The sequence below is a fragment of the Xanthomonas arboricola pv. populi genome, from assembly GCF_002939945.1.
Classification (GTDB): Bacteria; Pseudomonadota; Gammaproteobacteria; order Xanthomonadales; family Xanthomonadaceae; genus Xanthomonas; species Xanthomonas arboricola_A.
This window is the reverse complement of record NZ_MDEB01000003.1, coordinates 459,295-484,369: the sequence shown is the minus strand read 5'-3', so window position 1 is coordinate 484,369 and position 25,075 is coordinate 459,295. Positions and strand designations below refer to the sequence as shown.

The window sequence follows — 25,075 nt, the reverse complement described above, 5'->3', positions numbered from 1 at the left end:
CGCATGAAGCTCACTGCCCACGTCCTGGATGGCCATACGCTGGACATCCGCCCCGCCCCGCACGAGCGCGACTGGATGGACGCCACCGACCAGCGTTATGCCTACCGCTGCCTGCCGCTGGCGATCGCCAATGCGCATGGCTGGGAGCTGCTGTGCCAGGCCGGTTTCGAGGCCAGCTGGGACGGGCGCGACGACCTGGACGCGATCCGGATCGGCGCCGATGCAGGCACCGCATCACCGGCGATCAGCCACTTCGGCTACGGCGTGCTGACCTTCCACGTGCCCTGCCTGTTTCGTACCGATACCGGCATGGATCTATTCGTCACCGGGCCGCTGAACCGGCCCAAGGACGGCATCGGCGCCCTGAGCGGGATGGTCGAAACCGACTGGAGCCCGTACACCTTCACCATGAACTGGAAGTTCACCCGGCCCGGGCGGGTGCGCTTCGCGGCCGGTGAGCCGTTCTGCCATCTGTTCCCGCTGCCGCGACAGCTGATCGAACAGGTGCAGCCGCAGTGGAAGCCCTTGTCCGAGGCGCCGCAACTGGCCCGGCAGCATGCCGAGTGGACGCGCAGCCGCACGCAGTTTCTGCAGGAACTGCCGGATGCGCAATCGGCCGCGGCGCGCGAGAAATGGCAGCGCGGCTATTTCCGCGGCGTCGCCGGCGCCAACCAGGCGCCGGTGCAGGAGCACCGCTCGCGCCTGCGTCTGCCGATGTTCGCGCGCGCCGATGGCGACGGCGACAGTCCGGTCGACTGAGTGCATGAATGCGTCGGCGCGCGTGCCGGGTTCGATCGACTCGCCGCAAGGCTTGAGAGCCCCGAGACGACTCGGCACCAATACCCGGTAGCGCGCACGCAATTGAGCGCGTCAGCGTGGCGACCGGCCGGGCGTGCCTGAAGCCGCCGTTGGCGCGCCCGCTGCAGGCGGCGCGCTGGGCGCACGTTCGCGCACGTCGCGTTCCACCACGTCCACCTGGGGATCCTTCCACGGCCCGGTGACGTGATAGGTCTTGGCGCCGATCGCGCCCAACGGTTTGCCGAGCACCGCATTGGCGGCCGCGCCCACCGCCGCACCGACCGGACCGCCGGCCACCGCGCCAACCACCGTGAGCAGATTGCCGGCCTTGGGGTTCACGTCCACGGTCTGGTCGAAGGTCTGCGCGCGCAGGTCGGTCTGCCCACGGATGGCGATGTCGGCGGCCGGGCCTTCGATGCGGATCGCATCGGTGCGTGCGAAGCCGTCGCCGAAGCGCACCTGGCCGTCCAGCTTGTTGAAGGCCAGCCCCTTGGAGAAGAAATCGCGGAAGTCGAACATCAGCCGGCGTGGCAGCTGCGCCACGCTGAGCAGGCCGAGCACGCGGCCGGCGCCAGGGTCCACTTCCAGCAGCTGGCCGTTGCGCACGTCGATCTTGAGATCGCCATCCAGCGAACCGAGCGCAAACCCGGTCGGCGAGCCCTGCCAGCCGGCATTGAGTTCCAGCTGGCCTTCGCCGCCGCGCAGCTGGCCGCCCAGGGTGAGGTTCTGCAGCAGGTTGCCGAGATTGCGGCTGTTCACCCGCGCCGACAGCCGGGTGCTGGCGGAATCGCCCTTGCCGCGCCAGGCACCGGTCAGGCCGATGTTCTGGTCGTTGGAGCGCAGTTGCAGCTGATCCACCTGCATGCCGTCGGTCAACCGGCTGCTGCGCAGGGTGGCCGCGCCCAGGGTCATCTTGCCGACCTGCAGGTCGTCGATGTCCAGCGACAGCGGCGGGATCGAGACCGGGTCGAATTCGGCCACCGCGCGGCGCGCCGGCTCCGGCAACGCACCGGCCAGCGGATCGCCCGGCTCGGGCACAACCGGTTCGGGCGGTGCGGCCACCGGCTGCCAGTGCACCGTGCTCAGCTTGCCCTGCACGGCGGCGCCATCGGCATTGGGCACGCTGAGCTGGCCGGCCAGCGATGGGCCGTCCAGGGTCACCGCCACCGCGTCGCGGGTCGGCCGCAGGCGCAGGCGCGTCTGCGGAAATACGCCGCCGATCATCAGCAACCTGTCGGCCTGCACATCCACCTGTTGCAGCGGCACCGCGTCCTTCTTCGGCGTTGCCGGCTGGCCCGGCAGTGGCGGCGTGTCCGGCGCGCTGCTGCCGCGCGCCAGGCTGATCCAGTCGATCGCATCCAGCGAGGCGGTGCGGCCGGTGACCACCAGGCCGTTGGCCGGCGGACGCTCTGTGACCGTGTCGGTGCCCATCACCACGCGCACGCCGGTCTGGTCGCCCTGGCTGCTGGCCTTGAGCGCGACCAGCTTGCCGAAGGCCACATCGATATCGCCATCGCCCACCGGCAAGGCCACCTTGACCTGCGTATCCAGCGGCTGGGTTGCCGCCTTGTCCAACGGCGCGGGCAGATCCAGGGTGGTGCCGACCAGCTGCGAGCGCAGCGTCAACAGCGCCTGCGGGTCGGCTTGCCCGGGCGTCGGCAGCGGTACATCCACGCCCACCTGCCAGGGTGCGCTGCCATGCACGTAGGGGCGCAGCCATTCCATCTGCGGCGCACGATCGAACAGTTCCTTGGCATCCAGGGTGGCGCCGAAGCGCGCCTCCAATGCCTGCGTGGGGTCCTGCACGAAGCCACCGGCACGCAAGGACAACTCGCCGCTACGGCCCTGGTGCTGCACGCTCAAGCGCTCGGCGGCAAAACCGGTGTCGCGGTATTCGGCCTGCCCGCTGACCTGGTCGAAGGCCAGGTCCCAGCGCGCATCGGCCAGCCTGGCGCCCTGCAGCGCCACCGTGCCTTGCAGATGCCCGCCCACGCCCTTGCTGCGTAGCGGGCGCAGCAGATCGAAAGTCACCGCTGCCGGGCCGGACACCACGAGGTTGCGCAAGGTATCGCCATAGCGCTGCTCCAGCGGGCTCTTGCGCAGCATGCCCAACAGCTGCGCAGCGTCGGCCTGGGTGGAGGCGCGCACGTAGAGCTCGGAGGTGGCGAAGCTGGGAATGCCGGCCTCCAGGCGCGCGATCGGCGCACCGGCCAGCTCGCCCTTGCCCTTAAGGGAAAATCCGTTGCCGATGAAGCGTAGATCGGCCTGTACCTGCTCCATCGCCGGCCAGTCCGGATTGAACGGGATCACGCCGTCGCGGATCTGGCCGAACGCTTCGAACCGGCCGTCGTTGTTGTCGAACGGCCAGTCGTCCAGATCGCCGCTGACCAGGCCGGTGCCGCCGGTGATCACGCCGCCGGCGACCGCCGTGTCCAGCCAGTCGATGGCCGCCTTGCTCATCTTGGAGCGGATCCAGAACTTGCGCGCCACCGGCAGGGCGACATCGTCCAGTTGCGTGGCCAGCTGGATGCGCGGGCGGCTGCCATCGTTCTGGAACCACAGCCCGCCGCGCACAGTGGCGCCGTAGTCCTTGGCCTGCACGCGCAGCGCCGGCGTGGCGACCTGCCAGCCGGCGCCATCGCGCCAGCCCACGATCCCGCCGGCCAGCTGCAGCTCGTGCACCACTCCGAAACCGCTCGGCCAGTCGAAGCGCAGCGTGGCATCCGGTGCGGGGTCGAGCTCAATCGCCTGCGCATCGCCATCGATCCGGCCACGCAGGCCGCTGATGCCTGGCGCGTTGCCCACCGGAAGAAAGCCCAGCTCCTCGATCCGGCCCTGCGCCCGCACCGCCCCGCCCTGCTCGCCTGCGATCTGCAGATCGGCCAGGCGCAACTGCGGTCTGGACAGGCTCAGCCAGCGCCGCAAGCCAGGCGATAGTTGCTCGCTCAATGCCGCCGCCGCGATCAGGCCGGAAACATCGACCTGTTTGCCCACCACCGCATAACGCCGCCCGCCGGCAATGCTCAGCCCGTCCAGCCGCTGCAGCCGGGCCGCCTGGCCCAACCGCAGCAGCGGCGCATCCATCCGCCAACCGCCGTCGATGGTCTGCCAGCGCGCGCGCGCCTGCAGCCGCTCCCACACCAACGTGCGGCGTGCGGCTTCGTCGGGCAATGCCGCGCCGGACAATCGCAGTTGCTGCAGATCGGCATCCACGGTGACCGCGGTGATCCGGCGCGCGCGCAGTTGCGCCCAGGCCTGCAGGCGTCCGCCACCGCCGTCCACGCGCATGCCGCCGAACTGCAGCAACGACGCCCATGCGGCCAGATCGGCCGGGTCGGCTTGCGCGTATGCGCTGCCGTCGCCGCTGTCGCGATCGAACGTGATCACCGTGGTCAACGGTGCGCGCTGCAGGTCGATCCAGGCGCGGCTGCCGACGTTCACCGTCGAGCCGTTGACGCGCAGGCGCAGGTCGATGCGCGGCAGCCTGGTATCCACGCCGATCGACGGTGCGGCCACGCGCAGGCGCGCCTCTGCCACCTGGATCTCGCCGAGGCGGCGCAGCGATTCCAACGGGTCCGAATGCCGCCCGGCAGGCAGGCCCTGCACCGACCACACGCCATCGTCGCTACGTTGCAGCGTCAGCGCCAGGCCACGCAGACGCACCTCGGTCAGCGAGTGGCCCGGCAACAGGCCGGCGTACATCGCCAGCAGGATTTCGGCCTGGCCCACGCGCACCTCGCCATGCGGGCCAATCCGCAAGCCATCCAGCCGCAACAGCGGGCCGCGCCGGGTCCATTCGGTCTGCAGGCGATCGAAGGCGATCGGTTGGCCGGCGCGCTGGCTCAGCCACGCAGCGATCTGCTGCGGCCGCTGCTCGGCCAACGGCAACGCCTGGCTGGCCGCCCCCACCAACAACGCGATCGCCACCAGCGCAAGCGCAGTGGCGGTGATCGCATAGCGGCGAAACAGGCGGAGACGGCGGCGCAGCGGGGTGGGCATTAACGGCGGGGAATGGTGAATAGGGAATAGGGAATCGCAGGAGCACAAACCGCGCCGCGCGCACGATCATCCATCCGCGCGCGCCGCCATTCTAAAGATGTCACCGGCACCCCGCAGAGCGCCTTTCGCTCCACCCCCATTCCCGATTCCCGACGCTCCATTCCCCGCCTCACAGCAGCACCACATCGAACTGCTCCTGCAGATACTGGTCGTCGGACTGGAAGCGGATGCTCTTGCCGAGGAATTCCTCCAGCTCGGCCACGGCCGCCGATTCTTCATCGGTGATGCGGGCGACGACCTTCGACGAGGCGATCACCAGCAGCCGCGCGGCATCGAACTGGCGTACCGCGCGGGTGATCTCGCGGAAGATCTCGTAGGTCACCGTCTCGGCGGTCTTGATGGTGCCGCGCCCGCTGCACTGGCCGCAGGTTTCCGACAACTGCCGCTCCAGGCTTTCGACAGTGCGCTTGCGGGTCATCTCCACCAGGCCCAGCGGCGAGAATTCGTACACGGTGGTCTTGGCATGATCGCGCGCCAGTGCCTTTTCCAGCGTGCGCAGCACCTGGCGGCGGTGTTCGGCGTCGTCCATGTCGATGAAGTCGATGATGATGATGCCGCCCAGGTTGCGCAGCCGCAGCTGCCGCGCCACCGCCTGCGCAGCTTCCAGGTTGGTGCGGAACACGGTTTCCTCGAGATTGCGCTGGCCGACGAACGAACCGGTGTTGACGTCGATGGTGGTCATCGCCTCGGTCTGGTCGATCACCAGATAGCCGCCGGACTTGAGCGGCACCTGCTTGTTCAACGCGCGCCCGATCTCGTCCTCGACCCCGTACAGGTCGAAGATCGGCCGGTCGCCGGTGTACAGCTCCAGCCGCTCGGCCAGCACCGGCATGTACTTGGCCACGAATGCCTGCAGCTGCACGAAGGTCTCGTTGGAGTCGACCTTGACCTTTTCCACGTCGCGGCGGATCAGATCGCGCACCGCACGCAACGGCAGGCTCAGGTCCTCGTAGATGATGCTGCACGGCGGCGCCTCGCGGCCGCGTCGCTCGACCACGTTCCAGACCCGCGACAGGTAGGCGATGTCCTCGGCCAGCGCCTCGGCCGGCTGGCCTTCGGCGTTGGTGCGGATGATGTAGCCGAAGCCGCCGTGCTGGGCCGAGACCTCGCTGACGATGGTCTTCAGGCGCAGCCGCTCGGCCTCGTCCTCGATCCGCGCCGACACCCCGACGATCTTGGATTGCGGCAGCAGCACCAGGTAGCGCGAAGGGATGCTGATCTGCGTGGTCAGCCGCGCGCCCTTGGTGCCGATCGGGTCCTTGACCACCTGCACCACGATGTCCTGGCCGTCGCGCAGCAGCTCCACGATCGGCACCGAGGCCGCCGGCGGCGGCGGAATCGGCGTCTCTTCGGTATCGACCACGCTGGCCGGTGCCGGCGCCGGACGCACCACGTCGTTGGCGTGCAGGAACGCGGCGCGCTCCAGACCCAGCTCGACAAAGGCCGCCTGCATGCCCGGCATCACCCGCTGCACCTTGCCCTTGTAGATGTTTCCGACCACGCCCCGACGCCAGCCGCGCTCGATATGCAGCTCCTGCAGCATGCCGTTCTCGATCACCGCGACGCGGGTTTCGCGTGGGGTGACGTTGACCAGGATCTCTTCCGACATCAATGCGCTCCGAGGGCTGTGAGCAACTGCGAGGTGTGAAACAGCGGCAATCCCATCACGCCGGAATAGCTGCCGGACAGATGGCTGATGAAACGTTCGGCGCGGCCTTGAATCGCATAGGCACCGGCCTTGCCCATCGGCTCGCCGCACGCCACGTAAGCGGCGATCTGCGCAGCATCGAGCGTGGCGAAGGTCACCTCCGACACCACCAAGGCCTGCACCGGCGCGCGGTGTGCGCAGACTAGAACCACGGCCGTGAGTACCTGGTGGGTACGCCCGGACAGCAGGCTCAGCATGGCGATCGCATCGTGCGCATCGACCGGCTTGCCGAATACCCGCTCGCCCAGCACCACCTCGGTATCGGAGCCAAGCACGATCGCATCGGGGTCGCCGGCCTGCACCTGCGCCAGGCCGGCACGCGCCTTGTCCAGCGCCACGCGCTGCACGTACTGCGCAGGCGATTCGTCGGCGGTGCGCAGTTCGGGCACGTCCAGTTGCAGGGTCTGGAAAGGCACATCCAGGCGTTGCAGCAGTTCTTGTCGGCGCGGCGACCGGGAGGCGAGATAGAGCATCCCTCCAGCATACCTGTTGCTCCTCCCCGCCCGCTTGCCGATCCGGGCGGCAGTGGTCGCGTCCGACTCACAACATGTTCATCGAACCCGCAACACGCTCGCAGTACAGACAAGGAGATCTCATGCGTACCACCCTCACACCGTTGTTGCTGGCCCTGTCCATCGCTGCCGGAACCGCCATGACCGCCCACGCCCAGACCGCTCCGAGCTACACCATTCCCAACGACGGCACCCTGCTCCACGTGTCGGCCGAGGCGGACGCCAAGCGCATCCCGGACATCGCCACGCTGTCGGCCGGCGTGGTCACCCAGGCTGCCGACGGCAACGCCGCCATGCGCCAGAATGCCGAGCAGATGAGCAAGGTCATGACCGCGATCAAGGCCGCCGGCATCGCCGACAAGGACGTGCAGACCACCGGCATCAACCTCAGCCCGCAGTACACCTACAAAGAAAACGAAGCGCCCAGGATCAATGGCTACCAGGCCAGCAACACGGTCAGCCTCAAGGTCCGCGACATCTCGCGCCTGGGCAAGGTACTGGACGCGCTGGTCGCCCAGGGCGCCAACGACATCAACGGCCCCAGCTTCTCAGTCGACCAGCCCGAACCCGCGTATGACGAAGCCCGCGTGGCCGCCTTGAAGAAGGCCCAGGCCCGCGCCGACACCTACGCCAAGTCGCTGGGCCTGAAGGTGCGTCGCATCGTCAGCATCTCCGAAGGCCGCAGCGGCGGCGGCGCGCGCCCGATGATGATGGCCGCCTCGATGCGCTCGGCCAAGGCCGAAATGGACACCCAGGTCGCCCCGGGCGAGAGCACCTTGTCGATCAACCTGGATGTGACGTTCGAGTTGGGTCGCTGACCGGATCGCGATCGCGTCGGGTTTGCTCTCCAGACTGCCCTCTTCGAGGGCAGTTTTTTGTTGGGCAACCGACGTTCTGGTGCCTCGCCTTGCGATGACAGCTTCCCCCCCCTTCCGCACACGAGCCTGCCACGCCGACCAATGTGTGCGGATCGATGCGAGCGGGGCGAGTCCGCCAGCCGACCTCCCGCGCATCGAAATCACTTGTGTCGGTGCAAAGGTCGCGGTAAACCTACGCTACCGGATGGTGTCGCGCGTCCGGGCCGCGCAGTTCCTTTCCGCAGTTCCGTTGAGGAGGTGGATGATGGTTCGCACGCAATCGCAGGTTTCTTCCCGATCCACAGGCATCGACACCTCGCGCGTTCTGGCGATGAGCACGGCGGTGGCCTTGCACTTGCTGGCCGGCGGGCTGTTGTTGATACCGCTCTCGTACCGAGCAATTCCGCAACAGCCCGCACCGAAAGAACGCTGGGTCATGCCCATCACCATCGAGACACCGCCGCCACCGGTGTTCCCGATTGTGGTGGAGTTCACGCCGCAGACAACGCACACACCACCGACCACCGTGCCGGTGCAGGTACAGACCCCGGTGGTCAGTCAGCCGGCCGTGGTCGACAACGCACCACTCGCCTTACCCGCGGTCTCGGATACGGTGTCTGACAGCGCGCCGGCGATGGCCGCACCCAGCGGCCCGGTCGAGGCAGGCCAGCTGCAGTATCTGAGCTCGCCGGCGCCGAGTTACCCGGTGGCGGCATTGCGTGCCGGACAGCAGGGCACGGTGGTGCTGCGCGTGCTGGTCGGCACCGATGGCCGCCCGGCCGAGGTGAGCGTGCAGACCAGCAGCGGTCATCGTGCGCTCGATCTGGCGGCACGCAGCCAGGTGCTGCGCAACTGGCGCTTCCAGCCGGCGATGCAGAACGGCCAGGCCGTGCAGGCATATGGCCTGGTGCCGGTGAGTTTTTCGTTGAACTGATGCGTCGTCCCTGCGGCGACCCGGATGCCCGGGCGCCGCAGCGTCGAGCGTCGCGCAGCCGGCTACTGCGAGGCCACGGTTTCAGCTGTTGCATGCGCAGCAATGCATTGCGCCTTGCGTGCACACGACGACGTGCGGTCTCGCGGATTGGGTTGAGGGTGCGCCCGGCTACTTGCCCGCACACCCATCTCGAAAGCGCAGCGGCTACGCGCGGATCACTGCAATCGCGCATGCCACTTACGCGCGGTGATACGGATGATTGGCCAGCATCGCCGCAGCGCGATACAGCTGCTCGGCGACGATCAGGCGCACCAGCATGTGCGGCAGGGTCAGCGGGCCGATCGACCAGCTTTCGCTGGCGGTTTTCAACACATTGGCGGCGTGACCTTCGGGGCCGCCGATCAAAAACGCCAGATCGCGGCCCTGCCCGCGCCAGTGCTCCATGCGTTGGGCCAGCTGTTCCGAACTGAGCGGGCGGCCCGGGATATCCAGCGCAACCACGTAGGCGTTCTTGGGCAACGCGGCAAGCACGCGGCGGCCTTCGTCGTCGATCGCACGTTGCGCGTCGCGCCCTTTGCCGCGCAAGCCGGGCTCGATCTCGACCAGCTCCAGCGGCATCCAGTGCGACAGACGTTTCTGATATTCGGCAAAGCCCTGCGCCACCCAGGCCGGTGCGCGCTCGCCGGTAGCGATAAGTCGGCATTTCATGACCATATGATATCCGCGTCACAGCTTGGGCATCGGAACCGGGTCGATCGCACCGGTGTCATGGTGCGGTTACAGCGGGCTTCTAGCGTCGGCGCACTACCCAGCCCGCAGGAGTCGTTCGATGCCGATTTTCGATCCCGCCCGCCGCCAGGTGCTCAAGGGCAGCGCCGCCGTGATGGCCGCCGGTGCGCTTGGCAGTTTGAGCGCACTGCAATCGCGCCAGGCCCAGGCCGCCAACAGCGCCTCGCCGCCGCTGCAGCTTGCCCCGGTCCCCAGCCGGTATGGTCCGCTCGCGCCGGTCGCCGACCAGAGCACCGGGCTGCCGTTGCTGCAGTTGCCGCGCGGTTTCAGCTACCGCTCGTTCGGCTGGAGCGGCGATCGCATGGACGATGGGCAGCCCTGCCCCGACCGCCATGACGGCATGGCCGTGGTCGGCCTGCGTCGGCCCGACTGGCGTCCGGGCAGCGATCCGCTGCGCGGCCTGGACTATGTGCTGATCCGCAACCACGAACGCGGTGCGGCCACGCCGTTCCGCGCGCCGGCGATGTACGACACCGGCATCGTCAGCGGCACCCAACCAGCCGGGGGCGGCACCACCACTTTAAGTTACGGCCGCCGCGGCTGGGGCAGCCTGGAGCCCAGCCTGGGCGGCACGCTGGTCAACTGCGCCGGCGGCCCGACGCCGTGGGGCACCTGGTTGAGTTGCGAGGAGATCAAGACCAACGCGGTGTCCAGCACCGGCCGCAAGCACGGCTACGTGTTCGAAGTGGACCCGGACAGCCAGCGCACCACCGGCCGGCCGCTGGTCGGACTGGGCCGCTTCAGCCATGAGGCGGTGGCGATCGATCCGCGCACCGGCATCGTCTATCTCACCGAAGACGATCGCAACAAGGCCGGGCTGTATCGCTTCATTCCCAACGACCGCCGTGGCCGTAATGGCTCGCTGGAAAACGGTGGCCGGCTGCAGGCCGCACGCGTGCGCGGGCGGCGCAATGCCGATCTCACCGTCGCCAGCATCGGCCAGCAGTTCCAGCTGGAATGGGTGGACATTGCCGAGCCCGATCTGGACAGCATTGCGGCACCGACCGGATTCCCGGACATCGGCGCCAACGACACCCTGAGCGGGCCGTTTGCGCAGGCCTGGGCAGACGGCGCGCTGCGCATGAGCCGTGGCGAAGGCATCTGGTACAGCTACGGCAAACTCTTCATCGTCGACACCAGCACCGGCGTGGATGCGCAGGGCCGCCGTGGTTACGGCAATGGCTCGGTGTGGGTGCTGGACCTGTTCACGCAGCGCCTGAGCGCGCTGTTCGTCAGCGGCAATCAGCTGGCCGCGCACAACCCGGACAACGTCACCGTCAGCGCGCGCGGCGGCTTGGTGCTGTGCGAAGACGGCGGCGAGAGTCCGGACGACTACGGCCCCGGCGCGCGACTGCTCGGACTGACGCGCGCCGGCGAATCGTTCTATCTGGCCAAGAACAACGTGCAGCTCACCTCACAGCAGATCGCCGATGCCGGCAAGACCATTGCCGAGGGCGATTACCGCGATAGCGAGTTCTGCGGCGCCTGCTGGGACCCGCTGGCGCGCACCTTGTTCGTCAACATCCAGACGCCGGGCATCACGCTGGCGATCACCGGGCCGTGGGAGCGTGGGCCGTTGTGAGCCTGCGACTATAAGCTGGCCGTTATAAAAAAGGGCCACGGCCACTGCTGTCGAACGGACCGGCATCCGTTCGGCAGTGTTGCCCTGCCGCTAGCGAACGCCGTGCGTGCATGCGTCTCGATTGCACGACTGGCAACGTGTCCAACCGAGACTGCGCAAAGCACGCGCGCGCACCCGCAATGTCGCGTGTGCAAGCTGACAACGACGCTCAGACCGTGATCAGAACCAGGTGGCGTCGTGCGCGCCCGACATGGCGCGCTGCAGCTTCAACCAGCGCTTGAGCGATTGCGGATCTTCCAGCTCACGCAAGCCCCGGTGCGCCTCCATCAGGTCGTCTTCGAGCTCGCGCTTGAGCTGGGCCATCAACCGGCCCAGTCGCTCCGGCTTGGGGCGCGACGGCAGCTCCAGCCCGTATTCGGCGCAAAACTCGTCCGACTGCTGCTGTAGCTGCTGCTGCAACTGCCTGCACTGCCTGCCCAGCTCGCGGTTATAGTCCTGCAGGCGCGCGGCGCTCATCGCATCCACGCCTCGTGCGTCCATCAGGCCGATCTCGGCCTGCAGTTCGAGCAGGCCCAGCAGATCGCCGGCCTTGTAGGCCGCGTTGAGCCGCTGCATCAGGATGGTGCGCGCAGCGTGGTCGTCGGCGTCCGTGGCGCGGTCCGGATGCAGATTACCGGCCAGCTTGCGATACAGCTCGCGCAACGGAGGCGGCTCGGCATTTTCCACCACCGCCTTTTGCTCGGCACGCTTGCGCCGTTGCGTGTGGCGTTGCTGTTGTTGCACGCGCTCCTGCTCGAGCCGCTCGCTGACGCGTTCGAAGAGTTCTTCGGGCGAATCGATGCCGTCCAGTTCATCGGCATCCAGGCCATAGGCCTGGCCGAGGATCTGCTTCATCAGCGCATCGGATTCGGCCACTTCCTGGTCGTAACCGACGGCGCTGTGGCGATCGTAAATCGGGCGTAGTGCCTCGTGGCCGGCCTCGATCAGCGGGGCGGCGATATCGCACAGCAACTCGGACAGGAAGGCGCGATCGATTTTGCCCAACTTGACCGTGGCATGCGCGCGGTCGAGCGCTTCGACCAGCGCAATGTCGGCCGCGCGGCGCTGCTCGAGCAAGGGCTGCAATTGGGCGTGGTAACGCTCGCGCCATTGCGAACGTGCGAGGTGCCAGGCCTGCAGGTCGGCGCGATGCCGTTCCAGGTCGCGCAGCAGGCGGTCGAAGCGCTTGCGTGCCGGCGACAGCGGCGCGCCGGACGGTTGCCCGGCCTGGCTGCGCAGCTGTTGCAGCGCCTGCGCGGCAGGCGCATCGGTCGGGGGTCGGGCATTGCGCGGCATGCCCGGCTCACTCACTCTTCGGGGTCGGCGTCCGCGTCGTCCGGACGCTGGTCGCCCACTGTCCACAGGCGCTCCAGTGCATAGAACTCACGCACGCGCGGCAGCATCACATGCACCACCACATCGCCCAGGTCCACCAGCACCCACTCGGCCTCGCGCTCGCCTTCCACGCCCAGCGGCATGACATCAAGACGCTTGGCGAACTTGACCACTTCTTCGGCGATCGACTTCACGTGGCGGGTCGAGGTACCCGAGGCGACCACCATGTAATCGCAGACGCTGGACTTGCCGCGCACATCGATCTCGACCACGTCCTTGGCTTTCAGCTCCTCCACGGCCTCGCGCACGGTGGCCAGCAGGGCCGGCACGGACGGCGGCGGATTCGGGATGGAGGTCTTGATGACTTGGGCTTGGGTGGTCAAAGCGGGTAACTCGATGGAATTGGCGTGAATTATAGGCCGGTCCGGCCGGCTGCGTGTTCAGCGAGTCGGCAGCGCATCGCCGTACAGGCCTTCGTGCACGATGAAGGCCGCCACCGACGCCGGCACCAGCGCCTGCCAGTCGCCGCCGCCGGCGATGCGCGCACGCACGGCGCTGGCCGATTCGCCGCGCAATGGCTGCTGCAGCGACCACAGGCGGCCTGCTGGCGAGATAGCCAGGTCGCCCGCCTTGGCGGCCCAGCGGTCCTGCACCGCTGCGGCGAGCTGCGGCGCGGCGGCCAGGTCCAGCGTCGTGCCCGAACGTGCGGCGATGACGAAATGCGCCAACTCGAACAAGACCTGCCAGTGATGCCAGCTGCTCAGCCCGACGAAGGCATCGGCACCGAGCAGCCAGGCGATCGGTGTCGTGGGGCCGAGTTCGGCGCGTAGTTCGCGCAAGGTATCGACGGTGTAGGACGGCGCGCGCCCCTGGCCGGCGCGGCGCAGTTCGCGGGTGTCCAGCGCCAGCCCGGGCGTGTCGGCCAGCGCCAGCTCCAGCATGCGCGCGCGCTGCGCGGCGGTGGCGCCGGGCGCGGGGCGGTGCGGTGGGTCGGCGGCCGGTACCAGATGCACCCGCGCGCCCAGTTCGTCGCGCGCGGCGCAGGCGATGGCGAGGTGGCCCAGGTGGATCGGATCGAAGGTGCCGCCGTAGTAGAGATGGAGCTGGGAATCGGGGTGAGGCCGGGAATCGGGAATCGGGAATCGGGAATCGGAAGAGCGAGGGTCTGGCGCGGCGGGCCGGGGATCGGGGGGCGGCGAGGTGGGAGCCGCGCTGCCGGGGATGGCCGCATCTGCGGCCTGGCCGGGTGTTGCGGTATGTCGGGAAAGGGAGCGCGCGTCGCTGTTGGCATAGGCGCGGTCTGCGGTGGCGGCATCGCCGGCGTTCACGCCAGCAATCTCACCGCGCGGGCTTCGGCCACGGCCACCAGCAGGCGTTCCAGGCCGACCCAGGGGTCGCCGTCGGCGCGGCCCTTGGCCATGCGATCGACCCGCGAGGCTTCGGCGACGAAGCGCTCCCAGCGGCGTGGTTCGGGATGCCGTTGCAGCGCGCGCTTGAACGGCGCCTGGCGCGATTCCCACAGGCCTTGCGCCTTCATTTCGGCAGCGAGGTTGCCGCCGTTGGCCTGCACTTTGGCCAGGGACGCGGTGCGCAGCAGTTCCTTGATCAGGATCGGCATCAGCGCAGCCACCGCCTCGCCTTCGGCGCGCAGGCCGGCGAGCATGCGGATCGCTGCGGCCGGCTGCCCGGAAAAGGTGGTTTCGGCCAGGCGGAACACGTCGTAGCGCGCGGCATCGGCGACCAGCGACTCCATCGCCTCCAGGTCCAGCACCTTGCCATCGGCCAGCAGCACCAGCTTGTCGATTTCCTGCGCGGCGGCCAGCAGGTTGCCTTCCACCCGCTCGCTCAGGCGCTGCACCGCCGCAGCGTCGGCACGCAGGCCGTGGCTACGCAGGCGGCGCTCGATCCAGTCGGAGAGCTCGTGTGGCTTGATCGCCCAGGCCACCGAAATGGTGCCGATGCGGCCGATCGCATCGGCCCATTTGCCCTGGTGCGCCTTGCTCCAGTCGTTGGCGGTGATCAGCAGCACCACATCCGGCGGCGGGTTGGCGCAGAAGCGGGTGATGACCTCGGCGCCGTCCTTGCCCGGCTTGCCGCTGGGCAGGCGCACTTCCACCAGCCGGCGCGGACTGAACAGACTGGGCGCGTTGAAGGTCGCATCCAGCTGGTTCCAGTCGAACTCCCGCCCATCGGCATCGAAGACCTCGCGCTCGCTGATGCCTTCGGCACGCGCGCGTGCGCGCACCGCATCGGCTGCTTCCAGCACGCGCAAGGTCTCCGGACCGGCGATCAGGTAGACAGGCTGCAGCGGCTGGTTGGACTGGCCGGCGAGCTGTTCTGGGCGAAGTTCCATGACTACGTAAGTTCCATGACTACGAAGGCACGCGCCACTGCACCGTCACGCACAAGACAGCGTCGGCAGCGATCGTCGGGGCATGGTCACCGCGCAGCAAGCGCGACATGCGCCTGGCGCAAGCCAATTCCGGACACCGGGCGCGGTTGCCCGGCAGATACGCGGACGGGCTGATCACCAGCTGCTCAGTTATTCGACGAAGAAGCGGGCGGCAGCGCCGCCGGCACGCTCGATTCCGGCGTGGACGGCTGCACCGGCGGTGTGGGAGCCGGCTGCAGCGGCGCGCTGGGCGTGCTTTCCAGCGTCTCGCCCCGCTCCACACGCGCACGCACGACGCTGTCGATGCGCCGCAGGATCGAGGCCGACATGTCCTTGCGCAATTCGTTGGCGAGGATCTCGCGCTCGGTGGCAGTACCGGTGGCATCCACCGGTGGCGACACGTAGTCGCGCGACAGCTCGATCACCTGCTGCGGCACCAGCACCGAGCCGTTGGCGGTGGTGACGGTGAAGATGGCGGCATAGCGCAGGCTGTATTCCTGCGCGCGGCCCTGGCTGTCGATGGCGATCGGCAGATCGCCCCAACGCTCGGACAACACCTGCACCTGCGCAAAGCCGGTCTTGGCATCTTCGTCGGCCAGGGTGGCGCCGGCGGCCTTGAGGCCACGCCGCAGCAACTTGGCCAGCTCGCTGTACTGCACCGCGGACTGCACCTTCACCGCAGGCGTATCCGGCGGCAGCGCCAGCGAGTTGCGCAGATGGAAGCCGCAGGCGGTGAGGCTCGAGACGAGCACGAGGGACGCAGCGAAGGCAGTAGGAAATCGAATCATGGGCACAGTCTGGATGAGCGCCCCGGCGGCGGCAACAGGCGGCTAGCCTGCCCGACGCCGCGTGAACGGGGCTTGAGAGGGCGCCGCGAAAAAACGCGGCGCCCAGGAATGACAAACGCGTCGCCACGCGCCAGTGAAATGAATGACCACAAGCCACCCCGGCAATCTCACCTGCGCATCGCCATGCGCCATTGCAATGAACTGCCAGGAACCATCGCGGAAACCTCACCCGCGCGTCGCGCTGCGCCGATGTAGTGATTTGCCAAACACCGCTGCGGCAACCCTACCGGCGCAGCACCACGCGCCAATGCCACACAGTGCCAAAACCGCCGCAGCGAGCTTGCACCGGGTGGCCACGCCGCTCCGGGAACCTGCCCGGATCGGCAATGGCGACCCGACCGCTCAGCAACGATCAGCCCGCCACGATATTCACGATCTTGCCGGGCACGATGATGATCTTGCGCACGCTCAGGCCGTCCAGGAACTTGGCCGCGTTCGGCTCGGCCTGGGCCAGCGCTTCGATCTGCTCGCGCCCGACATCGGCAGCGACCTCGATGGTGCCGCGCAGCTTGCCGTTGATCTGCACCGCCAGGGTCAGCGCGTCGCGCACCAGCGCGGCGGCATCCACCTGCGGAAACGCGACATCTTCCAGCAGCGTCTCGCCGCGGCCCAGCACCTGCCACAAGGCGTGGCTGGCGTGCGGGGTGATCGGGTTGAGCAGCAGCACCATCGCTTCCAGGGCTTCCTGGCGCACCGCACGGCCCTGGGCGCTGGCATCGTCGAACTTGGCCAGCGCGTTGGACAGCTCCATCACCGCGGCAATCGCGGTGTTGAAGCTGTGGCGGCGGCCGTAGTCGTCGCTGACCTTGCCGATGGTTTCGTGGGTCTTGCGGCGGATCGCCTTCTGCTCGGCGCTCAGCGCGGCGGCATCCAGTGCGGCGGCAGCGCCCTCGCCCACATGCTTGTGCACCTGCACCCACAGCCGGCGCATGAAGCGCGCCATGCCATCGACGCCGGCCTCGTTCCATTCCAGCGACTGCTCCGGCGGTGCGGCGAACATCGAGAACAGCCGCACCGTGTCGGCGCCGTACTTGGCCACCATCGACTGCGGGTCCACGCCGTTGTTCTTGGACTTGGACATCTTCTCGGTGCCGCCGATGTGCACCGGCTGGCCATCGGCGATCAGCACCGCGCCGGTGACGCGGCCGCGCTCGTCGCGCTGGATCTCGACATCGGCCGGGTTGATCCAGTCCTTGCCGCCGTTGTCGGCATCGCGATAGAAGGTGTCGGCGATGACCATGCCCTGGGTGAGCAGGTTGGTCACCGGCTCGTCGCTGTCCACCAGCCGCGCGTCGCGCATGAGCTTGTGATAGAAGCGGAAGTACATCAGGTGCAGGATCGCGTGCTCGATGCCGCCCACGTACAGGTCGGCCGGCATCCAGTAGTTGGCGCGGCGGTCGACCATGTCGCGTGCGTTGGGGCTGGTGTAGCGCGCCACGTACCAGCTCGACTCCATGAAGGTGTCGAAGGTGTCGGTCTCGCGCTCGGCCGCGCCGCCGCAGTCCGGGCAGGTGGTCTGGCGCCAGGTCGGGTCGGTCTTGATCGGCGAACCGGTGCCGGCAAATTCCACGTTCTCCGGCAGCACCACCGGCAGCTGGTCTTCCGGCACCGGCACCGCGCCGCACTTGGCGCAATAGATCACCGGGATCGGGCAGCCCCAGTAGCGCTGGCGGCTGACGCCCCAGTCGCGCAGGCGGTAGTTGACCCGGCGCTGGCCCTGGCCCTTGCGCTCGAAGCGCTCGGCCAATGCCTCGAAGGCGCCACCGAAATCCAGGCCGTCGAACTCGGCCGAATTGATCAGCTCCAGCGGGCGGCTCTTGTCGATGTACCAGTCGCGCCATTGGGTGGCGTCCCAGCTCTGCTCGTCGTCGTTGCGCGGCTCGCGCAGCTTGACCACCTGCACGATCGGCAGCGTGTACTTGTTGGCGAACTCGAAATCGCGCTGGTCGTGGCCGGGCACCGCCATCACCGCGCCGGTGCCGTAGCCCATCAGCACGAAGTTGGCCACCCACACCGGCACCTGCTCGCCGCTGATCGGATGCACCGCGGTCAGGCCGGTGGCCATGCCGCGTTTTTCCTGGGTTTCCAGCTCGGCTTCGGAGACGCCGCCGTGCTTGAGCGTTTCCAGCAGCGCCGCCAGCTCGGGGTTGGACCTGGCCGCATGCAACGCCAGCGGATGCTCGGCGGCGATCGATACGAAGGTCACGCCCATCAGCGTATCCGGCCGGGTGGTGAACACGCGCAGCGGGTCCAGCGCAGCACCGTCGGTATCGCGCACGTCGAACTGGATCTCCAGCCCTTCCGAGCGGCCGATCCAGTTGCGCTGCATGGTCTTGACCGAGTCCGGCCAGCCGTCCAGCTGGTCCAGGCCGTCGAGCAGTTCCTGCGCATAGTCGGTAATGCGCAGGAACCACTGCGGGATCTCGCGTTTTTCCACCAGCGCGCCGGAGCGCCAGCCGCGGCCGTCGATGACCTGCTCGTTGGCCAGCACGGTCTGATCGATCGGGTCCCAGTTCACCACCGCGTTGCGGCGATAGGCCAGGCCCTTGCGCATCAGCCGGGTGAACATGCGCTGCTCGTGCACGTAGTACTCGGGCGTGCAGGTGGCGAACTCGCGCGACCAGTCGATCGCATAGCCCAGCGATTTGAGCTGGCCGCGCATGTGGTCGATGTTGGCGTAGGTCCACTTGGCCGGCGCGGTCTTGTTCTTGATCGCCGCGTTTTCCGCCGGCAATCCGAACGCATCCCAGCCCATCGGCTGCAGCACGTTGTGGCCGGTCATGCGCTTGTAGCGGCTGACCACATCGGAGATGGTGTAGTTGCGCACATGGCCCATGTGCAGCGCACCGGACGGGTACGGCAGCATCGACAGGCAATAGAACTTCGGTTTGTCCGAAGTTTCGTCGACCTGAAAGGCGCGGGCGGCATCCCAGAACTGCTGGGCGGAGGTTTCGACCTGCTGCGGGTCGTAGGCGTTCGGTTCGACGGTGGACATTGGGAGCGGATGCTCGGGCGGTGCAAAGCGGCACAGGGTACCGCAGTGCAGCAGGTGCTCCAAACGCTGGCCTCAGCTGGCGGGTCTGGCCGGCCAGCGCCAGGCCGCCACGGCGAGCCAGCCGACCCAGGCCAGGAACGCCAGGCGCTGGGCGATCGCCTGCCGCAGCAGGCCAGGCGGGCCGAACGCCAGCACCGCCACCAGCAGCCCCGCGCCCAGGCTCAGCCACGCCAGTGCGCGGGCGCCGGGCTGGTTGAGCAGCGCGGCGGCGAGCAACAACATGCCGGGTACGAACGCCACCGCCCACAACAGCCAGGCAGTGGCATGGGCCTGGCTGGCGCGGCCATCCAGGTCGGTGGGGTCCAGCGGCAGCATGCCCATGCCGACGAAGGCCAGGCCGGCCAGCACGACCAGCTGGCCGCCCACGCGCAGGCTCCAACTCGCCCTGGGCGGCATGCGCGCCAACAGGCTGACCCCGGTGGCCATTCCGAGCGCACCGACCAGCACGAACGCCAGCAGGTTGAAGCCCAACGCATGCGGCACCCCGTTGGCACCCAGCAGCGCAACAGGATGGCTGGCCTGCAGGTAACCGGGCAGGGCCACGCCGAAGCCGGCCACCGCCAGCACGAACACGGTTGCGGCGACCAGGCCCAGGTAGCGCTGGGTGCCATCGATGCTTGTCATTGCCTTGCTCCAACGCCGGGCGCAGGCTGCGCCGCCAGGACGCGGCATTGTCGTGCCGGGCGCGCGTGACGTGAACCCCTTCCGGCATGGCAGCCGACCGCACGCCGGTGCGCCTGGCCTGGCCAGCCTTGTGTCGGCCCGGTTTGCCACCATTACCTCCCACTGTTGCCGCCATCACTTCTGGAAGCCCATGTCCGACAAGCCGCACGTATTCGATGCCACCACCGACACCTTCGAGACCGAGGTCCTGCAGAAATCGTTGACGACACCGGTGCTGGTGGACTTCTGGGCCACCTGGTGCGGCCCCTGCAAGTCGTTGACGCCGATCCTGGAAAAGCTCGCCGCCGACTACAACGGCGCCTTCGAGCTGGCCAAGGTCGATGTGGACAAGGAGCAGCAGATCGCCGCCGCGTTCCAGATCCGCTCGGTGCCGACGGTATTCCTGGTCAAGGGCGGCGAGCTGGTCGACGGCTTCCCGGGCGCGATGCCGGAAGGCCAGGTGCGCGAATTCCTGACCCAGCACGGTGTGCTGCCGGCCGAGCCGCAGGTCGCCGAAGAACTGCCGCCGGCCCCGCTCGAGCCGCAGGACCAGGTCGCCGCGCTGCGTGAGGCGATCGCCGCCGAGCCGGACAAGGACGAGCTCAAGCTGGATCTGGCGCTGGCGCTGCTCAAGACCGGCGACACCGCCGAGGCCGAGCAGTTGATCGACGCGCTGCCCGCCAACCTGGCCACCGACGACCGTGCGGTGCGCGCCAAGGCCCGGCTGAGCTTTGCCAATGTGCTCAAGGATGCGCCGGATGCCGACGCCCTGCAGGCCGCCGTTGCCGCCAGCGGCGCCGACCTGCGCGCGCGCCATCTGCTTGGCGTGCGCCACCTGCTCGACGGCCACGACGAGGCCGCGCTGGAGCAGTTCCTGGAAATGCTGCGGCAGGACCGTGCCTTCGACGACAACCTGCCGCGACGTAGCCTGATCGATGCGTTTCGGGTGATCGAAGACGAAGACCTGGTCGGCCGCTACCGCCGCAAGATGTCGTCGCTGGTGTTTTAAGCGCGGCCGGCACGGCCCCCGGTCTGCCGGCACCGCAACAACCACCATACGTATGCAAATGGCATGCTGCAGACCCGCCCTGACATGGACCCTGGCCGCATGCGCGCTTCCCTGTTCACGCTCGGTCTCAACCTGTGGCCGCCGTACCTGTTCGCCGGGATCCACGTCACCGCGTTGTCGGCCGACTATCGCCATGCCCGCGTGGAGCTGCGCCAGCGGCCGTGGAATCGCAATTACGTCGGCACCCATTTCGGCGGCAGCCTGTTCGCGATGACCGACCCGTTCTGGATGCTGCTGACCATGCAGAATCTGGGGCGCGACTACTACGTGTGGGACAAGGCCGGCAGCATCGAGTTCGTCAAACCCGGGCGCGGCACGGTGAGCGCGGATTTCGTCATCGACGATAGCGTGCTGAACGAGTTGCGCGATGCCACCGCCACTGGCGAGAAGTACCTGCGTTGGTTCGAAAACAGCGTGCACAACCGCGATGGCGAGGTGGTGGCACGCGTGCGCAAACAGCTCTACGTCAAACGCAAGCCGGCGCGCTGACCGGCAGACCGGCGCGCGATTGCAGCGCCGGCGCATGCTGGGCACTGACTTCTGTGGGCAGGCATGGGTCGGCCGGCATTCACGGCGCATACGTCGTCGATGCCGCGCGTTGCGAACCCACGCTTTGCGCCCCTGCGCGCATTGGTCAAGAATCAGGCTTCTTCCCGACTGGCTGCCTTCATGCTGCTGCGCACTGTTGCTTCCGCCTGCCTGCTTGCCCTGGTGTTACCGATTGCCGCCAACGCGGCCTATCGCAGCCCGCAACAGATCCTGGACGCCTCGCCGGCCAGCGCATGGCGCGTGCTCGACCCCGAGCGCACGCTGTACCTGGAGCTGGATGGCGGACGGGTCATCATCGAGCTGGCGCCGCAGTTTACGCCGGCGCACGTGGGCAATATCCGCACGCTGGCACACGAACGCTTCTGGGACGGGCTCAGCATCTATCGCTCGCAGGACAACTTCGTGGTGCAGTTCGGCGACCCGGATGGCGAGACGGCGGCCAAGGCCAAGTCGCTGGGCTCGGCGAAGACGCACCTGCCGGCCGAATTTGAACGCCCATCGCAGGGGCTGGACTTCCAGCGCCTGCCCGACAGCGATGGCTGGGCAGCGCAGGTGGGCTTTGTCGACGGCTTCCCGGTCGGGCGCGACAGCGCCAGCGGCAAGACCTGGCTGGCGCATTGCTACGGCACCCTGGGCGCCGGCCGCAACAACGACGAAGACAGCAGCATCGGCGCCGAGCTGTATGTGGTCACCGGGCAATCGCCGCGCCAGCTTGACCGCAACATCACCGTGGTCGGCCGCGTGGTCAAGGGCATGGAGTTGCTCAGCGTGATCCCGCGTGGCCCGGACCCGATGGGTTTCTACGAAGACCCCGCGCAGCGCTCGCCGATCCGCGCCATTCGCCTGGCCAGCGAAGTGCCCTCGCCCGAACGCACGCCACTGCAGTTGCTGCGTACCGACAGCCGGACCTTCCGCGATGTGGCCGAAGCGCGCCGCAATCGCAAGGACGATTTCTACAAGCGCCCGGCCGGGCATATCGATCTGTGCAATGTGCCGTTGCCGGTGCGGGCGCCGCCGGCGGGCTGAATCGGGAATCGGGAATCGGGAATCGGGAATCGTAAAAGCGGGGCGCGCTGGCTTAGCGGGCGCGCTGGCTGAAGGCGACGCTGCCCAGGATCAGCACCGCGGCCACCAGCATGGTCCAGGTCAACGGTTCGCCCAGCAGCGACCAGGCCAGCAATGCACCGAACACCGGCACCAGATAGGTCACCGTGGAGGCGCGCGCCGGGCCGATGCGCTGGATCAGGCGGTAGTACATCAGGAACGCCAATCCGGTGCACACCACGCCCAACGCGGTGGCGCAGACCCAGGCCACTGCCGGTACCGGCGCGGTCGGCCACTGCCACCAGGCCAGCGGTGCCAGCAGCAGCGCGCTGCAGCCCAGCGTGGACGCCGCCGATGCAGCCGGTGGCAAATCGCCCATGTGGCGCTTCACCAGGTTGTAGCCGATGCCGTACAGCAGCGACGCGGTGGCGCCCGCCAGTGCCGCCGGTCCCACGCTCAACCCTGCCGACTTGCCGGTGGCCAGCACCAGCACGCCGATGAAACCGATCAGTAAGGCCAGCGCGCGACGCGTGCCGATCTTCTCGCCAAAGAACAGGAAGGCGATCAATGCGGTGAACAACACGGTCATCGCATTGCAGATCGCACCGATCGCGGCCGGCGCGTGTTGCGCGCCCCAGGCGAACAGCAGGAACGGCAACGCGGAATTGAGCACGCCGATCGCTGCCAGCATCGGCCAGCGACGCAGGGGGAAGCGCTCACGCGCCAGCCACAGGAACGGCAACAGCACCAACGCCCCGAGCGCCAGGCGGATCTCCACCAGCGCCACGGTGCCGAACCTGGGTGCAGCTACGCGCATGAACAGGAACGAGCAGCCCCAGACGATGCCGAGAAACCCCAGCTCCAGTGGGGTGCGCCATTCGCGTGTCGTAACCGCCGGCTGCGTCGCCGGTTGCACGCTCATCGGCCCACCTGCGCAAGCTGCCGCGATGTGCTGAGACCGCTAAAGACAACATCAGGCAGGCAGACGGACATGGCACGATCATCGCGATGGGGTACCGCAGCATCGATTGCAACCGCAGGCGCGACAAGCGCGTAGTATCGAGGCGAGCCACAAATCTCACTCATGCCTCGATGAACCTGCGCCCCACCCTGTTACCCGCGCTGGGCGTGTTCGCCGCCGCCGCGCGTCACCAGAACTTCGCGCATGCCGCCGAAGAACTGCATCTGACCGCCAGTGCGGTCAGCCACCATGTGCGCAAGCTCGAAGCGCTGCTTGGCGTGCCCCTGTTCCAGCGCTTGCCGCGCGGGGTCAAGCTCACCGCCGAGGGCCGCCAGCTCGCCGATGCCGCCACCGCAGCGTTGGCCGACATCGCCTCCGTGGCCGGCAACCTGCATCCGCGCGAAGACGCCATCCCGCTGCGCGTGACCACCTTGCGCTCGCTGTCGTATTGCTGGCTGTTGCCGCGGCTGCCGCGCTTCTGTCGCGCGCACCCGCATATCCGCATGGATCTGCAATCGGATGCGGCATTTTCGCGCTTCGAAGAAGGCGGCCCGGATCTCGGCATCCGCTATGGTCAGGGCGCCTGGCCCGGATTGACCTCGCATCATCTGATGGACGACGAACTGTTTCCGGTGGCCTCGCCGTCGCTGCCGGAGGTCGCCGCGCTGCGCACGCCGGCGCAGATCGCACAATTGCCGTTGCTGACCGACATGTCGCCGCAGGGCTGGCGCGACTGGTTCCGCGCCGCGCAGGTACGCGGCACCACGCTGCCGCCGATGCACACCTTCAACGACAGCACCGACGCGATGCGCGCGGCGGTCTATGGCCTGGGCGCGGTCCTGGCGCGCAAGCACATCGCCCAACCGTATCTGCAGCGTTACGAGCTGGTGCGCCTGCCAGGCCCCACCCTCAAGGCACGCTACGCCTACTACATCGTGCACCCCAGCCACCGCGTCCCTGGACCTGCGGCAACGGCGTTTATCGACTGGCTCAAGCGCGAGGCCCTGGACGAGCGCACCCCGATGCCGGCACTGCCGGCGGAGCTGGTGGCGTTGCCGGCGAGCGAGACATTGCGTGAACCGCGTGTGCGTCCACGATCGCGCAAGGCGTCGGCAACGGAATGAGGTTGCGCAGGAATCATCCTTGCATACACCCCTGCGCGCGCATTACTTCTGCGTTTCTGCCTCCGGGACATTGTCCCCTTCACGGGGAGAAGGTATCCGAAGGGAGCAGCAAAGCCTGGAGCGGCTGTCCCTTCTCCCTCCGGGAGAAGGGACCCCGAAGGGGCGGATGAGGGTACGAGCGAAGCCTGGCGGAGTTTGAGTGCACGTGTCGCTTCGCCTCGTACCCTCCACCCCTCTCCCGCTGGAGAGGGGTTTTTGGTTGCGCCGGGGGGGGGGATCTGAAGACGCGCGCGTCAGTGGCGCGCACGCGTTGCCTTGGCACCCCACAGGAAAGGGGCTTTAGCTCGAGCGGCAAAAGCGCTCGAGGGGTTACATACTCGATGGAGCATCTAACGTACACCATCACCTCGTGTTGTCCTGTCGGTGCCTAGGCTTTAGCTCCCCAATCCCCAGGACGTTCCCATGCCCACTCTTCGCATGCGTATCACCGGCACCGACGACGACGCGCGTGCCATCGCCAACCTGCTGCAGAGCATCGAAGGCATCGAGCACGTGGAAGAAGTCGACGATCTGATGCCGCATTTGGACGACGACGATTCCAGCTCGGCCGGCCTGTCCGACGATGAAGGTCCGGGCAGCCACGAATTCGAAGTGGAAGCCGGCAACGACGCCACTGCCCAGAAGGTGCGCGACGCCGTGCAGGAACTGGCCCTGCAGCTGGACGTGTTTGTCGAGTACGAACTCGACGAAGGTTGAA

General features: G+C 68.0%; 22 protein-coding genes. 9 read left to right on the top strand and 13 right to left on the bottom strand.

All coding sequences use genetic code 11. The features are described from left to right. Positions 1–3: 3 nt before the first annotated feature. A complete protein-coding gene (locus tag XaplCFBP3123_RS11555; RefSeq protein ID WP_104534151.1) occupies positions 4–759 on the top strand; it encodes a DUF6065 family protein in 756 nt (251 codons plus the stop codon). Between the two features lie 111 nt (positions 760–870). On the opposite strand, the gene XaplCFBP3123_RS11550 is transcribed toward XaplCFBP3123_RS11555, so the two are convergent. From XaplCFBP3123_RS11550 to XaplCFBP3123_RS11540, 3 genes are all read right to left on the bottom strand, one after another. After that, complete coding sequence (locus tag XaplCFBP3123_RS11550; RefSeq protein WP_104534150.1) at positions 871–4,797, bottom strand: YhdP family protein; 3,927 nt, start codon at positions 4,795–4,797, stop codon at positions 871–873. 169 nt (positions 4,798–4,966) lie between these two features. Further along, positions 4,967–6,466 carry a ribonuclease G gene (rng, locus tag XaplCFBP3123_RS11545; RefSeq protein WP_104534149.1) on the bottom strand — a complete coding sequence of 500 codons (1,500 nt, stop codon included), beginning with the start codon at positions 6,464–6,466 and terminating at the stop codon, positions 4,967–4,969. Beyond that, a complete protein-coding gene (locus XaplCFBP3123_RS11540; RefSeq protein WP_104534148.1) occupies positions 6,466–7,038 on the bottom strand; it encodes a Maf-like protein in 573 nt (190 codons plus the stop codon). The genes rng and XaplCFBP3123_RS11540 overlap by 1 nt, the downstream gene beginning before the upstream one ends. 122 nt (positions 7,039–7,160) lie before the next feature. Between XaplCFBP3123_RS11540 and XaplCFBP3123_RS11535 the strand changes: the two genes are divergently transcribed. Then, a complete protein-coding gene (locus XaplCFBP3123_RS11535; RefSeq protein ID WP_104534261.1) occupies positions 7,161–7,895 on the top strand; it encodes an SIMPL domain-containing protein in 735 nt (244 codons plus the stop codon). A gap of 237 nt (positions 7,896–8,132) precedes the next feature. Here the strand turns inward: XaplCFBP3123_RS11535 and XaplCFBP3123_RS21695 are convergent, their stop codons facing one another. After that, the gene (locus XaplCFBP3123_RS21695; RefSeq protein ID WP_253254194.1) at positions 8,133–8,372 is read right to left on the bottom strand and encodes a hypothetical protein; all 240 of its coding nucleotides are present in this window, start codon (positions 8,370–8,372) and stop codon (positions 8,133–8,135) included. Between XaplCFBP3123_RS21695 and XaplCFBP3123_RS11530 the strand changes: the two genes are divergently transcribed. Continuing rightward, a complete protein-coding gene (locus XaplCFBP3123_RS11530) occupies positions 8,260–8,868 on the top strand; it encodes an energy transducer TonB (protein WP_429001626.1) in 609 nt (202 codons plus the stop codon). The genes XaplCFBP3123_RS21695 and XaplCFBP3123_RS11530 overlap by 113 nt on opposite strands. A gap of 237 nt (positions 8,869–9,105) precedes the next feature. Here XaplCFBP3123_RS11530 and rlmH read toward each other — a convergent pair whose 3' ends face one another. Continuing rightward, entirely contained in the window at positions 9,106–9,576 is a 471-nt protein-coding gene (gene rlmH / locus XaplCFBP3123_RS11525) for a 23S rRNA (pseudouridine(1915)-N(3))-methyltransferase RlmH (protein WP_104534260.1), read from the bottom strand. A gap of 121 nt (positions 9,577–9,697) precedes the next feature. Here rlmH and XaplCFBP3123_RS11520 point away from each other — a divergent pair, with 121 nt between their 5' ends. Continuing rightward, on the top strand, positions 9,698–11,239 hold the full coding sequence (locus tag XaplCFBP3123_RS11520; protein ID WP_104534146.1) for an alkaline phosphatase PhoX: 1,542 nt from the start codon (positions 9,698–9,700) through the stop codon (positions 11,237–11,239). A 219-nt stretch (positions 11,240–11,458) separates the two neighbouring features. On the opposite strand, the gene XaplCFBP3123_RS11515 is transcribed toward XaplCFBP3123_RS11520, so the two are convergent. The 7 genes from XaplCFBP3123_RS11515 to XaplCFBP3123_RS11485 all read right to left on the bottom strand — a co-directional run bounded on the left by XaplCFBP3123_RS11515 (position 11,459) and on the right by XaplCFBP3123_RS11485 (position 19,532). Beyond that, the gene (locus XaplCFBP3123_RS11515) at positions 11,459–12,574 is read right to left on the bottom strand and encodes a J domain-containing protein (RefSeq protein WP_104534145.1); all 1,116 of its coding nucleotides are present in this window, start codon (positions 12,572–12,574) and stop codon (positions 11,459–11,461) included. 11 nt (positions 12,575–12,585) lie between these two features. Next, positions 12,586–12,996 carry a ribosome silencing factor gene (gene rsfS, locus XaplCFBP3123_RS11510; RefSeq protein WP_024939731.1) on the bottom strand — a complete coding sequence of 137 codons (411 nt, stop codon included), beginning with the start codon at positions 12,994–12,996 and terminating at the stop codon, positions 12,586–12,588. A gap of 57 nt (positions 12,997–13,053) precedes the next feature. Further along, positions 13,054–13,941, bottom strand: coding sequence for a nicotinate-nucleotide adenylyltransferase (nadD, locus tag XaplCFBP3123_RS11505; RefSeq protein ID WP_172453209.1), 888 nt, complete (start codon positions 13,939–13,941; stop codon positions 13,054–13,056). Beyond that, positions 13,938–14,966, bottom strand: a complete 1,029-nt coding sequence (holA, locus tag XaplCFBP3123_RS11500; RefSeq protein ID WP_104534144.1) for a DNA polymerase III subunit delta — start codon at positions 14,964–14,966, stop codon at positions 13,938–13,940. Before holA ends, nadD begins: the two co-directional genes overlap by 4 nt. Before the next feature lie 185 nt (positions 14,967–15,151). Beyond that, a complete protein-coding gene (gene lptE, locus XaplCFBP3123_RS11495) occupies positions 15,152–15,793 on the bottom strand; it encodes an LPS assembly lipoprotein LptE (protein ID WP_104534143.1) in 642 nt (213 codons plus the stop codon). Positions 15,794–16,205: 412 nt separating this feature from the next. After that, on the bottom strand, positions 16,206–18,848 hold the full coding sequence (gene leuS, locus XaplCFBP3123_RS11490) for a leucine--tRNA ligase (protein WP_104534142.1): 2,643 nt from the start codon (positions 18,846–18,848) through the stop codon (positions 16,206–16,208). A gap of 72 nt (positions 18,849–18,920) precedes the next feature. Beyond that, positions 18,921–19,532: a DUF998 domain-containing protein gene (locus XaplCFBP3123_RS11485; RefSeq protein WP_104534141.1), complete on the bottom strand. Its 612-nt coding sequence runs from the start codon at positions 19,530–19,532 to the stop codon at positions 18,921–18,923. 190 nt (positions 19,533–19,722) lie between these two features. On the opposite strand from XaplCFBP3123_RS11485, the gene trxA reads away from it, so the two are divergent. The 3 genes from trxA to XaplCFBP3123_RS11470 all read left to right on the top strand — a co-directional run bounded on the left by trxA (position 19,723) and on the right by XaplCFBP3123_RS11470 (position 22,215). Beyond that, on the top strand, positions 19,723–20,580 hold the full coding sequence (trxA, locus tag XaplCFBP3123_RS11480; protein WP_104534140.1) for a thioredoxin: 858 nt from the start codon (positions 19,723–19,725) through the stop codon (positions 20,578–20,580). Positions 20,581–20,679: 99 nt separating this feature from the next. Further along, positions 20,680–21,129, top strand: a complete 450-nt coding sequence (locus XaplCFBP3123_RS11475) for a DUF4442 domain-containing protein (RefSeq protein ID WP_104534258.1) — start codon at positions 20,680–20,682, stop codon at positions 21,127–21,129. 180 nt (positions 21,130–21,309) lie between these two features. Next, on the top strand, positions 21,310–22,215 hold the full coding sequence (locus XaplCFBP3123_RS11470; RefSeq protein WP_104534257.1) for a peptidylprolyl isomerase: 906 nt from the start codon (positions 21,310–21,312) through the stop codon (positions 22,213–22,215). 52 nt (positions 22,216–22,267) lie between these two features. On the opposite strand, the gene XaplCFBP3123_RS11465 is transcribed toward XaplCFBP3123_RS11470, so the two are convergent. Beyond that, positions 22,268–23,155 carry a DMT family transporter gene (locus XaplCFBP3123_RS11465; protein ID WP_104534139.1) on the bottom strand — a complete coding sequence of 296 codons (888 nt, stop codon included), beginning with the start codon at positions 23,153–23,155 and terminating at the stop codon, positions 22,268–22,270. Positions 23,156–23,325: 170 nt separating this feature from the next. On the opposite strand from XaplCFBP3123_RS11465, the gene XaplCFBP3123_RS11460 reads away from it, so the two are divergent. After that, positions 23,326–24,318, top strand: a complete 993-nt coding sequence (locus tag XaplCFBP3123_RS11460) for a LysR substrate-binding domain-containing protein (RefSeq protein WP_104534138.1) — start codon at positions 23,326–23,328, stop codon at positions 24,316–24,318. A gap of 462 nt (positions 24,319–24,780) precedes the next feature. Further along, complete coding sequence (locus XaplCFBP3123_RS11455) at positions 24,781–25,074, top strand: hypothetical protein (protein WP_104534137.1); 294 nt, start codon at positions 24,781–24,783, stop codon at positions 25,072–25,074. The last annotated feature ends 1 nt before the right edge of the window (position 25,075 follow it).